Annotated in this window: 13 protein-coding genes; 3 read left to right on the top strand and 10 right to left on the bottom strand. The window is 64.5% G+C overall.

Translation table 11 applies throughout. The features are described 5' to 3' along the window. Positions 1-39: 39 nt before the first annotated feature. The gene (locus ABZ677_RS23425) at positions 40-726 is read right to left on the bottom strand and encodes a HemK2/MTQ2 family protein methyltransferase (protein WP_037190639.1); all 687 of its coding nucleotides are present in this window, start codon (positions 724-726) and stop codon (positions 40-42) included. Between the two features lie 202 nt (positions 727-928). Here ABZ677_RS23425 and ABZ677_RS23420 point away from each other — a divergent pair, with 202 nt between their 5' ends. Continuing rightward, the gene (locus ABZ677_RS23420; RefSeq protein ID WP_358373763.1) at positions 929-1,351 is read left to right on the top strand and encodes a hypothetical protein; all 423 of its coding nucleotides are present in this window, start codon (positions 929-931) and stop codon (positions 1,349-1,351) included. A gap of 49 nt (positions 1,352-1,400) precedes the next feature. Beyond that, the gene (locus tag ABZ677_RS23415; protein WP_358373760.1) at positions 1,401-2,600 is read left to right on the top strand and encodes an FAD/NAD(P)-binding oxidoreductase; all 1,200 of its coding nucleotides are present in this window, start codon (positions 1,401-1,403) and stop codon (positions 2,598-2,600) included. On the opposite strand, the gene glsA is transcribed toward ABZ677_RS23415, so the two are convergent. Beyond that, on the bottom strand, positions 2,556-3,803 hold the full coding sequence (gene glsA / locus ABZ677_RS23410) for a glutaminase A (protein WP_094739582.1): 1,248 nt from the start codon (positions 3,801-3,803) through the stop codon (positions 2,556-2,558). The two genes, ABZ677_RS23415 and glsA, sit on opposite strands and share 45 nt — an antisense overlap. A 115-nt stretch (positions 3,804-3,918) precedes the next feature. On the opposite strand from glsA, the gene ABZ677_RS23405 reads away from it, so the two are divergent. Continuing rightward, a complete protein-coding gene (locus ABZ677_RS23405) occupies positions 3,919-4,917 on the top strand; it encodes a fumarylacetoacetate hydrolase family protein (protein WP_358373756.1) in 999 nt (332 codons plus the stop codon). 13 nt (positions 4,918-4,930) lie between these two features. On the opposite strand, the gene ABZ677_RS23400 is transcribed toward ABZ677_RS23405, so the two are convergent. The 8 genes from ABZ677_RS23400 to ABZ677_RS23365 all read right to left on the bottom strand — a co-directional run. Further along, positions 4,931-5,065, bottom strand: a complete 135-nt coding sequence (locus tag ABZ677_RS23400; protein ID WP_255138680.1) for a hypothetical protein — start codon at positions 5,063-5,065, stop codon at positions 4,931-4,933. A gap of 151 nt (positions 5,066-5,216) precedes the next feature. Beyond that, complete coding sequence (gene katG, locus ABZ677_RS23395; protein ID WP_358373752.1) at positions 5,217-7,397, bottom strand: catalase/peroxidase HPI; 2,181 nt, start codon at positions 7,395-7,397, stop codon at positions 5,217-5,219. A gap of 79 nt (positions 7,398-7,476) precedes the next feature. Beyond that, entirely contained in the window at positions 7,477-7,956 is a 480-nt protein-coding gene (locus ABZ677_RS23390) for a Fur family transcriptional regulator (RefSeq protein WP_094633595.1), read from the bottom strand. A 144-nt stretch (positions 7,957-8,100) separates the two neighbouring features. Further along, a complete protein-coding gene (locus ABZ677_RS23385; RefSeq protein WP_032397635.1) occupies positions 8,101-8,370 on the bottom strand; it encodes a metal-sensitive transcriptional regulator in 270 nt (89 codons plus the stop codon). Positions 8,371-8,422: 52 nt separating this feature from the next. Next, entirely contained in the window at positions 8,423-8,842 is a 420-nt protein-coding gene (locus ABZ677_RS23380) for a DUF302 domain-containing protein (protein ID WP_094739585.1), read from the bottom strand. Between the two features lie 24 nt (positions 8,843-8,866). Continuing rightward, entirely contained in the window at positions 8,867-10,933 is a 2,067-nt protein-coding gene (locus tag ABZ677_RS23375) for an MMPL family transporter (RefSeq protein WP_358373870.1), read from the bottom strand. Positions 10,934-11,188: 255 nt separating this feature from the next. Beyond that, positions 11,189-11,653, bottom strand: a complete 465-nt coding sequence (locus ABZ677_RS23370; protein WP_052047656.1) for a MarR family transcriptional regulator — start codon at positions 11,651-11,653, stop codon at positions 11,189-11,191. A gap of 11 nt (positions 11,654-11,664) precedes the next feature. Then, on the bottom strand, positions 11,665-12,128 hold a 464-nt coding region (locus ABZ677_RS23365; RefSeq protein WP_358373747.1), incomplete at its 5' end, for a biotin/lipoyl-containing protein.

Here is a 12,128-nt window from a genome sequence, read left to right as displayed (position 1 = left end):
CCGCGAACGATTCTCACCGTGGTGCGAGCAGCTGCCGAGTCATCGTTTGTCGCCACGAACAACCACCAACTCCTCTGTTCGACGACCGGCAGCCAGTACGCCACGAGCTTCGAGCCACTGTGCGCGACGATGCATCACCGGTCCGAAGTCGATCCTTCGTCTGCTGACCTCCGCCACCGAGAATCCGTTGTCGGCGAGCATGTTCACGGTGCGTCGCGGTCCGGAGAACTCCGAGTGGACGACGAGCAACACCCCGCCCGGAGCCAGCAAGGAGGCAGCGGCTCGGCACAGTGGATCGAGCACCATCCGGCCGTCCTCGCCTGCGTCCCAGGCACGGTGCAACCCCATTCCGGTCGGCACGACCTCGGAGGGAACGTACGGAGGATTGCAGAGCACCACGTCGAACGGTTCGAGTTCGGCAGCCTCGGCCAAGGATCCCACTCTGACGTCCACCTCGACCCCGACCGAGCGCGCGTTGCGCTGGGCACAGTGGACTGCACGGGGTGCGATGTCGAATGCCACCACCTCGCGTGCACCCAACAGTGCAGCGGTGATGGCCACCGCACCACTTCCGGTGCACATGTCCAGCACTCGCGCTCCGGGAACAACACCCGTCGTGGCCGCGATTTCGCACAGCAGAAGCGAATCCTCCTGCGGTTCGTACACGCCGGGATCGGCGTGCACCGACGTCAGGGTTCGAACGGAATCGGATTCGGCTGTCGTCATCGGCGTGCCTCCCACGGTGTAGCGATCGTTGTCGTATTCCCGTCGGGCCCGCAGTCAAACCCGTTGCCGTTTCGAGGCTTACGAACGCCCAACCCCGGGTAGTCCTGTGAAGCGTGGTTGAGGAGTAGCCCGCGGTCCCCGTATGTCGACTGTCGACTCCCCCGCGCGCTGGGCAAGAGTTCGGCTGCTCAGGAGAGTGTTCATGATCGTCGTACCGTCCATCACGTCCCCGCTCGCGGAAGTGATTCCGTCACTGACCGACTCGCAGAGCCTCGATTCCGAAATGACGCTCTCGGTCGACGAGAGCGCAGGTGCCGACATCGTCGTGCGAGTGATCGGCACGATCGGTGACTCGGACGTTCCTGTTCTGGCCGAGACGCTCGGTGAGGCCGCCGAGCGCGGGCGAGCGTTGATTCTCGACCTGTCGTCGGTGGCAGGTGTTTCCGCGGGTGTCCACTCCGTGCTCGATGCCACCGCCATTCGACTCGGACGATGGAATCAGCAACTGACAGTGGTGCTTTCACCAGCTCTGCAGCAGTCCGGCATCGATCTCGTACCGGATCGCGTCGAGGTGCGTCGATCGACGACCGAGCCAGTGATCATGCCGACAGCAGACCCCAGGTGATCCGTTCGGTGACGGTACGGGCACCCGTCGATCCGCGAAAGGTGTTGCTGTGACCACCCCTGACACGACCTACGACGTGCTCGTCGTCGGCGGCGGCAACGCGGGCATCAGTGCGGCAGCGCGACTGCTGAAGAAGGGCATCACCGACGTCGCGGTGCTCGAGCCCAAGCAGGTGCACACCTATCGCCCACTGTTGTCGTACGTGGGCTCCGGTCAGGCGGCGCTGGCCGAGGCCGAGCGCACCCAGCGTTCGGTGATTCCGAACGGATGCGTCTGGCTGGAAGACTCGGCGACAGCGATCGACCCGGTGAACCGCCTGGTGCGATGTGCTTCGGGCACAGAATACGGCTACCGCGATCTGGTGCTCGGTCAAGGCCTCGTCGTCGACAACGACGCGCTGCCCGGGGTGTGGGCTGCTCTCCGATCCCCCAGTGTCACCAGCAATTACCTCGATCGAGCCGAACGCACCTGGCAGCTGGTACGCGATCTGCCTGCCCGCAGCAGTGCGGTGTTCACCGTGCCGCGCCCACCGGTCGGGTGCACCGGCACCACGCTCAAGCCGTTGTTCCTCGCCGCAGACCACTGGACCCGCACCGGCCGCATGCCGGGAATCGACATCACGCTGGTGGTGGACCGCGATCGACTACTGGGTGTCCCGCAACTCGACGAATCGGTGCTCGCACGGCTCCGCGAGCTCGGCGTGCGAATCCTGACCCGCACTGCGGTGACGGCATTGCACCCGGACAGCGGACACATCACCGTCACGGACCACGACGGCGTCGACGAGCGCCTCGGCTACGACATGCTGCACCTCGTACCGCCGTTCCGCGGTCCGAAATGGCTGCAGGAATCGAACCTGAGCGGGTCCGCGCCGCACGGTGTCGTCGACATCGACGGACGGACTCTGCGCCACCAGGTTTACCCGGAGGTCTGGGCCGCGGGTGACGGCGCAGCCATCGACACCGACTCCTCGGGTGGCGCACTGCGCAAGCAGATTTCGATTCTCGTCGACAATCTGATCGCGGCGCGCAGCGGGCAACCGTTGTCGGAGTACGACGGCTACACCGTCGCGCCCATCGCGTTCGGCGCACACAGCTTGATCGCCGCCGAGTTCGATCGCACCGGAACGCTGACGCCATCGTTGCCGTCGTTCGTCGATCCGCTCAAACCCAGGCGCTCCGCCTGGGCGTTCGACCGATACGGTCTACCGCTGTCCTACTGGAACATGATTCTCGCCGGCCGACTCTGACCGGTCGGGCGACTCCATGAACCCGTCGGGGTCGCGGACGACGACCCGGTGACCGTCGTCCTCCAGCGCACGAAACGCATCGCGCAGGAGCCGTCGAGCCGAGCCGTCGATAGCACGGACCTCACTGAAATCGACCGTCGTACAGGTGGTTTCGCCGAAACCTTCGACCAACCGAGCAGTGACCGCCTCTGCACCCGCGAATCGAAGATCGCCCTGCAGCTCGACGGTGGTCACGCCCTCCGACTCGGTCACGCTACGGACGGCCGATTCACCGCTGGGTGCGACATGCATCATGTGCAGACCCAGATCGCGTGACAGCTTCTCGAACACCGCCACCCCACGCACGCTGTTGCCGTGCTCGTTCAGTCTCGGCGACAGCACGGCAATCCCCACCTGCCCCGGCAACACACCGATGATCGCCCCGGCCACTCCGCTCTTGGCCGGGATACCCACGGTCGCAAGCCAGCTGCCACTGCCGTCGTACATTCCACAGGTCGCCATGACCGCCAGCACGTGGCGATCGATCGCTGGGTCGAGTACTTGTTCGCCCGTCTCGGGATCCTTCCCGCCGTTCGCCATCACCGCGGCGATCCTGGCGAGGTCGTTGCAGGTCACGGTCACCGCACACTGACGCGCATAGCCGTCGACGACATCGGCGGGCTCGGCTCCGAGATGGCCGACCGACTTCAGTAGGTGTGCGATCGCGGTGTTCCGATCGTCGGATTCCAGTTCGGCCTCGTACACCTGACGGTCGACGGAGAGTTCGCGTCCGGCCATCCTGCTCAGAAGATCCGTCATTCGCCCCGCCCGCTCTTCGCTCCCGCGGCCTCGGATCATCGAATGCACCGCCAGCGCACCGGCATTGATCAACGGGTTCCGCGGTCTTCCGGTCTCCGATTCCAGGGATATCTCGTTGAACGAGTCGCCCGACGGTTCGACGTCGACGGCCTCGAGCACCGCCTCGATGCCGTTGTCCTCGATGGCGACCGCGTACGCGAGGGCTTTGGCTATCGATTGGATCGAGAATTCGGTGTCGGTATCACCCGCTCCGTGCAGCGATCCCCCGACGGTGGCGAGGGCGACTGCGAACGTGTCGGGATCCGCCGCGGCCACAACCGGGTTGCCCTCGGTCACCGTCCCCCCGTCGAACTGTCGACAGTCCTCCAACACGGACGCGAGATATTCGGGAACAGGCGATCTCATGTGTCCACGCTAGTCCTCGACGAGGAGGTCTTGACATCACGGCCGTGCTGCCGCTTACACTCCTGGTTCCTCGACCGTTGTAGGGCCCCCTCCCGCAGAGATCGGATTTCCTGACGTGCGATTGCGACGCCTGATCGCTACCGATTCGACAGATCGCCTGGCCGTGTACGCACCCGAGTCGGGGGTGTGGGTCGATCTCGATGCCGCCGTGTCGACGTTGGGTGCCGACGAGTCTCTACGCGCACTCACCCGCACCGTGCTCGGGTTTCTCGATGCCGGCGAACGTGCGCGCGACGCGGCCTCGGCCGTGGTGCAGCGCGCGGTGTCCGAGGGAGTCGCGGTGATCGACCGACCGGCACCGACACTTCCGGTGGTTCCGGCGTCGCTTCGCTGCTTCCTCGGCTGGCAGGCTCACTGGGATCTGGCTGCGCACAACCTGGTTCGTCGCAACCTCCCGAAAGCCGTTCCCTTCATCCGCGGATTCGAAGCCGTCACGCGATCGACGTTTCCAGCGCTTCGACCGGGGCCGGGATTCGAAGATCATCCGGTCTACTACACCGGCAACCACCTCACCGTCGTAGCCGACGAGGCTCCGGTCGAGTGGCCGTCCTACAGTCGGGCGCTGGATTTCGAGCTCGAGTTCGGAGCCGTGGTGACCAGGCCCGTCCGCGACGCATCCGAACGTGAGGCCACCGCGGCGATCGGCGGCTACGTGGTGTTCGACGACATCAGTGCCCGCGATACCCAGTGGGAGGAGCAGCGCCGCACCCCGTTCGGTCCGGTGGTCAAGACCAAGACGTTCGCCAGCTCCATGGGAGCCGACATCGTTACCGCCGACGAGGTGACGCCGAATCTGGACTCGTTGACGGCCACCGTCACGGTCGACGGCGAACTGTGGTCGACGACCGGCACCGCAGGCATGCGGTACTCGGTCGGCGAATCCCTCGCGTATGCTTGTCGCGGCGAAAACGTCTATCCCGGTGAGCTGTTGACGTCCGGCACGCTTCCTCGCGGATGCGGCCTCGAACTCGACCGCTGGATCGCCCCTGGCGATCGCGTCGAACTGAGTATCGAGCGAATCGGATCGGTCGCCAATACGATCGGGACTCGCTGAATTTTTCGCCGACTCAGCGCTCGAGATCGGACTTGTCGGTCGATGCGTCCTGGAACATCTCCAGGAACGACCCGAATCCGGATGCTCCCTTGCGTGATTCGTCCATGTTGTGGTCGACGGCTCCCGCCGCCCCCTCGTCGTGTGTCATGTCTTGTAGCCTGCCGCTCGGAAATTGCAGCGAGTCGGGGACGAAGGACACGAATTGGCAACGAAAGGTAACGGACCGATAACGACGAACTCGAAGCTATGGATGGATCGAGCACGGTTTCCATCCATAACTTCGAGTTCGGTAGAGAGAACTAGGAGAGCTCGAACCGATCGAGCATCATGACCTTGTCCCAGGCAGCGACGAAGTCCGCAACGAACTTGTCCTTTGCGTCGTCGCAGGCGTAAACCTCTGCGAGAGCACGCAATTCGGAGTTCGATCCGAACACCAGGTCGTTACGAGTTCCGGTCCACTTCTTCTCACCGGTCGCCGCGTCCTTGGCCTCGTAGATGCCGTCCTCCGCGGTGGGGACCCATTCGGTGCCCATGTCGAGCAGGTTGACGAAGAAGTCGTTGGTGAGCGTTCCAACCTTGTCGGTCAGGACGCCGTGCGACGACTTGCCGAAGTTGGCTCCGAGCACACGCAGTCCGCCGACGAGCACGGTCATCTCGGGTGCGCTGAGCGACAACAGGTTCGCCCGATCGACGAGGGAGTACTCCGCCGGAAGCTTCTGGCCCTTGCCGAGGAAGTTACGGAAACCGTCGGCCTTCGGCTCGAGATCGGAGAACGAATCGACGTCCGTCTGCTCCTGCGTCGCGTCCATGCGACCCGGGGTGAACGGCACGCTGACACCGGACGCCTGCTCGAGCGCGGCAACGCCACCGAGAACGACGAGATCGGCGAACGAGACCGTTCCGGAGAACGACTGCTGGATTCCTTCGAGCACACGAATGACCTGTGCGAGCTCGTCGGGCTCGTTCACCTCCCAGCCTGCCTGCGGCTGCAGGCGCAGACGGCCACCGTTGGCACCGCCGCGCTTGTCGCTCACGCGGAACGACGACGCCGCGGCCCAGGCAGCCGAAATCAGCTGATCCTGAGTCAGTTCGGAACCGAGGATCGCCTGCTTGAGCTCGGCGATCTGAGCGTCGTTGATCAGCTCGTGATCGACGGCCGGGATCGGGTCCTGCCAGAGCAGAGTCTCGGACGGGACCTCGGGGCCGAGGTAGCGCGAGACCGGGCCCATGTCGCGGTGGGTGAGCTTGAACCAGGCCTTCTGGAACTCCTCTGCGAGTTCCTCGGGATGATCGAGCCAGCGACGGGTGATCTGCTCGTAGATCGGGTCGACGCGCATCGCGATGTCGGAGGTCAGCATCGACGGGTGGCGACGCTTGGTGGGGTCGGCGGGATCGGGAACGAGATCTGCGCCCTCGCCGTTCTTCGGGCGCCACTGGTGCGCACCTGCGGGGCTCTTGTGCAGCTCCCACTCGAATCCGTACAGCGTCTCGAGGAAGCTGTTGTCCCACTGGGTGGGCGTGGGGGTCCAGATGACTTCGAGGCCACTGGTGATCGCGTCCGCACCGACACCGCTCTGGTAGCTGTTCTTCCAGCCGAGGCCCATCTGCTCGATGGGTGCACCCTCGGGCTCGGCACCGATGTGCTCGTCGGGATCCGCTGCACCGTGCGTCTTACCGAAGGTGTGTCCACCGACGGCGAGTGCCGCGGTCTCGATGTCGTTCATGGCCATCCGGCCGAACGTCTCGCGGATGTCCAGTGCGGACTGCACCGGATCCGGGTTGCCGTTGGGGCCCTCGGGGTTGACGTAGATCAAGCCCATCTGCACTGCGGCCAAGGGGTTTTCGAGACTCGTGCGGTCACCGTTGTAGCGCTCGTCTCCGAGCCAGGTCTGCTCCGGGCCCCAGTAGACGTCCTCGTCCGGCTCCCAGGCGTCGACGCGGCCGCCGGCGAAACCGTAGGTGGGCAGGCCCATCGACTCGATGGCGACGTTACCGGTGAGCACGATGAGGTCGGCCCAGGAGAGCTTACGGCCGTACTTCTGCTTGACCGGCCAGATCAGACGACGAGCCTTGTCCAGGCTGGCGTTGTCCGGCCAGCTGTTCAGGGGTGCGAAGCGCTGCATGCCCGCTCCGGCACCGCCACGTCCGTCCTGCTTGCGGTACGTGCCCGCTGCGTGCCATGCCATGCGAATGAAGAAGGGGCCGTAGTGACCGAAGTCTGCAGGCCACCAGGGCTGCGAGTTGGTCATGAGGGCTTCGATGTCGCGCTTGACCTCGGCGAGGTCGAGGGAGTTGAACTCGGCTGCGTAGTCGTAATCGGCACCCATCGGGTCGCCGACGGCCGGGTTCTTCTTGAGAATCTTGAGATTCAGAGCCTTGGGCCACCACTCACGGTTGCCGCCACCCTCGACGGGCATCGGCATCGAGTCGTGCATGACGGGACACTTGCCACCCGACTCCTGTGGCTGGTCCTCGTTCATCTCTTTTTCGCGTGTTACGTGATCTTCTGACACGTGCTTCCTTCCAGGGTGTGACGATCGGGCTGTGATCGAGGTCGGTTCACGAACTCTGCTGTATCCGAGAACCGGGAGGGAACGAAACAGGAGCTGTCGACTGCCCCCGAGCAGTCGAACACTGTGCGCAGAAGCCCCAGTAGATGACTTCCGCCTCGTCGATCGTGAAACCGACGGAGTCCGATGCGGTGAGACACGGCGTTTCGCCGACCGCGCAGTCCACGTCTGCGATGACGCCGCAGGAGCGGCACACCGCGTGGTGGTGGTTGTCGCCGACACGAGATTCGTACCGGGCGGGAGATCCTGCCGGTTCGATTCGCCGTACGAGGCGCGCCGCGGTCAACGCATTGAGCACGTCGTACACGGTTTGCCGAGACACCTCGGGCAGCACCGATCGCACGAGTCCGAGGATCGTGTCGGTGTCTGCATGAGGATTGGATCCGACGACCTCGAGCACCGCGACCCTGGGTCGGGTCACGCGCATATCGGCGGTGCGTAACAGCTCCGCGTACGGTGAGATCGGCATCACAGTAATACTATCCTCCGCTTTTCTGGACAAAGTCAAGTATGCAGCCCAATTCACCGGATGTCGACCGCAACGCCGCCCCGGAGCGAACACGACGCCCACTGTTCGCTCTCCCGTCGCTCCCTCGTGAGATTCGACCCGACCTCAGGCCAGTGCCAGGAACAGCTTCTCCAGTTCGGCCTCGGTCATCGGCTCCTTTTCGCCCGCACTCTCACCCGTCATGCATTCACGCAGACCGGTGGCCACGATCTTGAATCCGGCCTTGTCCAGTGCGCGAGAGACCGCGGCGAGCTGAGTGACCACATCCTTGCAATCGCGTCCGTTCTCGATCATCCCGATCACGCCGGCAAGCTGACCGTGCGCACGCTTGAGCCGGTTCAATACCAGTGCGATGCTGTCTTCGTCGCCGATCATGTCGATCCCCTCGATGGTTGTGGTAATGAACCCGATGGTACCCCCGGGGGCATCAAGCGTGATCGGATCCGGTACCGCCCAGTGCCGCAATCGCTGCCTGCAGTTTCGCGGTGGCCTCGGAGGCGACCGCACCCAACTCGGGCTCACCGGTGACCTCGACCATGATTGCCGGGTTCATCGCCTCGACGACGACGGATCCCACCACTGCCGTGTTCTCTCGGACCACCACGTTGCACGGCAACAGCAGACCGATCTGCTTCATCACTCCGACGGCGCGATGAGCCAGTCCCGGGTTGCAGGCGCCGAGGATCACGTAGCGCTCCATGTCCTCGCCGAGCTTGGCTTTCAGGGTGGCCTGCATGTCGATTTCGGTGAGAACACCGAATCCTTGCTCCGACAACGCCTTCCTCGTGTTGTCGATCGCAGTGTCGAAATCGGTGTCGGTCAACGTGGTGGACAATGCGATGTTCATGGTGACTCCTCGGAGATTGTTGTATCAGTGCGAAAAGCGGATGGAGGGCAGCACCGCGCGCAGCCACGCCGGCGACCACCAGGCACCGTGCCCGGTCAACCGCAACAGGACAGGAAGCAGCACGAGCCGAACGAGAAATGCGTCGAGCAGTACAGCGACACCGAGGATGATGCCCATCTCCTTGGGTGGCAACGGTTCGGACAGTGCGAACGTGAAGAACACTGCCACCATCACCGCTGCTGCGGCAAAGATGACCCGCCCCGAGTGGGCCAACCCGTCGACCTGAGCAACCTTGGAATCACCCGAGCGCTCGTAGTGTTCCTTGGCGGTGGCCAGCAGGAACACCGTGTAGTCCATGGCGATGGCGAAGATCATCGCGAAGAAGAACACCGGGCCCCAGCCGTCGAGGAATCCTTGCGGCGTGAAGCCGAGCAGTGACGCGCCGTGGCCGTCCTGGAAGATCAACTTGGCGACTCCGAAGGCTGCGGCAGTCGACAGCAGGCTCACCAGAGTGCCGAGCAGCGCGATCAGCGGGGCCTGCAGCGCCACCAGAAGCAGCACGAAACCGAGGACGAGGATGATCCCGACGACGATCGGCAGGTAGTCGTTCAAGGCCTGCTGAAGATCCAGGTTCTCTGCAGGCGCTCCTCCGACGAGTGCCGAGTCGGGCAGCGTGGCGCGCAGATCGTCAAGAATCGAGCCCATCGCTTCGTCGGACGGATCCACTGACGGAATTGCCTGCAGCAGTGCATATCCCGATCCGTCGGTCGCGGTCTGTGGCGGCGTCACCATCGAGATCCCGTCGACCCCCGCAGCGGCAGTCGCGGTGTCGAGAGCATCGGCTTCGGGAACCACGATCTGCAGCGAACCCGGTGCGCCCGGGCCGAATTGAGCCTGCACCAACTCGTAGCCCTGCCGCACCGGCGCATCTTCCGGTACCACGGCGATGGACGGCATCGCCACCTTCAAGCCGAGCACCGGAAGTGCCAGGGCGATCAGAATCCCCACGGAGACGACGGCGAACGGCCACGGGTGCTTGTGCAACAACTCGCCCCATGCTGCGAACTTCGGGGATCGATGCTCCTGACGCTTGGCGTACGGCAACGATGCGGCGTTGACCTTCGGTCCGAGCGCCCCCAATGCCGCAGGCAGCAGCGTCATGGTCGCCAGCAACACGAAGGCGACGGCCAGCATGATCCCGACAGCCATGGTGCGCACCGCAGGCGCAGGGACGAGCAGTACTGCGGACAGACTCACCAACACCGTCAGACCGGACAACACGACGGCTTTGCCTGCGGTGTCCATGGTTTCGGCCACTGCCGCCCGAGGGTCGGCGTTTCGCAACGCATCACGGAATCGAGCGACGATGAACAGCGCGTAGTCGATTCCGAGCGCGAGGGCGAACATCATCGCGAAGTTCATGGCCCACACCGAGATCGGCGTGACGCCGTTCAGCAGGACGAGACCACCGGCGGATGCGACGAGCCCGGCGACGGTGAGCAGCAGCGGCAATCCCGCGGCTACCAGTGACCCGAAGGCAAGCACCATGATCGCCAGAGTGACGGGCCACGAAAACAGTTCGGCCTGGATCATCGCATCGTGGTTCGCCTTGTTGAAGTCCGACCACAGGGCCGAGGAACCGGTGGGATACACCTCGATTCCGTCGCCCGAGAGCGCGGTCAACCGTTCCTTCACATCGTCGACGGCTTTGACCATCTCGTCGGTCGTTCCGTTCGCGCCGGCGATGACGATGCCGGTGCGGCCGTCCGGGCTGATCGTCATCCCCGGTTGCGGGGCGACGACGTCCCCGAATCTGGAGTCACCGGCGAATACGTCGGACACGTCGGCAATCACATCTTGAACGGCGGCATCGGTGATGGGTGCCGTGTCGGAGTGGACGACCACCTGCACCGCCGCCGAGGAATTGCCGCCGAAGTGCTGCTGGGCCAGCTCTCGAACCTGTACGGATTCGGATCCGTTCGCCTGCCATCCCGCTCCGGCGAGAGACGAGAACACCGAGGGCGCAAACGAACCGAGGGCCACGAGCACGATGAGCCACACGCCGAACACCCATCGACGGTGCGTCACCATCGAGCCGCCCGCGCGGCCGAGCAGGCCCGGCTCGGCCACAGGCCGATCATCCGGTGGACGAACAATTTCGGCATCGCGCAGCGACATGGTGCTCCTATACGGGTGGGGGTATCGAACGAGGCAGACGAAACCCCGGAACGATCGAACGTGCCCACCCTCGCACATACCCAAGGGGGTATGCAAGTACCCCTGGGGGTATCACCTCCAGGGGTACTCGAATGTCAGAGTCGACGAACTGCTGTTGTCACCCGCCGGTCAACGCCTGCCGTTCCACTGTTTCTCGATGCCGCGCAACACCTCGAGCGTCCGAGCCGAATCGGCATCGACTGCCATCCTCGACCGAGCGCGCTCGAGCGCACGCTCGGCACGAACGACCGCACGGTGCCCCGAGTCGGTGGCCTCGACCATGTACTGCTGCCGATTTCGCGGATTGACGCTCCGCACCAGCAGCCCCGACTCCACGAGACTGGCCGTCGTGGCGGTGATACTCGTCCGGTGCCGTACCAACTCCCGCGACAGCGCACTGTAGGACATCGGCCCTCGCCTGGACACCAGTTCCAGCACCTCGTACCTCGCCCAGCTCAGCCCCTGTGCGTCCAGTGCCTCCGCCAGACGAACGCGCGCGGCCGACGCCATGCGCAGCACTGTGGACACGATTTCGAGCTCGGTGGAATGGACCGGCGAGGTACCACCGTCGAACGATTCAGCAAGGGCAGTCATCGGACACTCCCCTACTTGATCTCTGCGAGGACGGTGCCTTGGGTGATGGCGTCGCCTGCGGTGACGGTCAGGCCGGTGATGGTGCCTGCTTTGTGGGCGTTGACGGGGTTTTCCATTTTCATCGCTTCGAGGACGGCGATGAGGTCACCGGCGTCGACGGTTTGGCCTTCGTCGACGGCGACTTTGACCACGGTGCCCTGCATCGGTGCGGTGACCGCATCGCCGGATGCCGCGCCTGCTCCGGCTCCGCCGCGGGTGCGGGCTTTGGGTTTGCGGCGTACTGCTCCTGCAGGTCCGCCGCCGTTACCGCCGAGGGACAGTTCCCCGGGCAGGGACACCTCGACGCGTCGTCCGCCGACCTCGACGACCACGGACTGCCTCGGCAGGACCTCGTCGTCGTCGATGGGTTGCCCGGCGGTGAACGGGGGGACCTGGTTGTCCCATTCGGTTTCGATCCAGCGGGTGTGCACCGAGA

Source organism: Rhodococcus sp. NPDC006774 (assembly GCF_040636045.1).
Classification (GTDB): domain Bacteria; phylum Actinomycetota; class Actinomycetes; order Mycobacteriales; family Mycobacteriaceae; genus Rhodococcoides.
The sequence above is the reverse complement of the archived record's forward strand: the minus strand, read 5'-3'. Positions and strand labels throughout refer to the sequence as shown.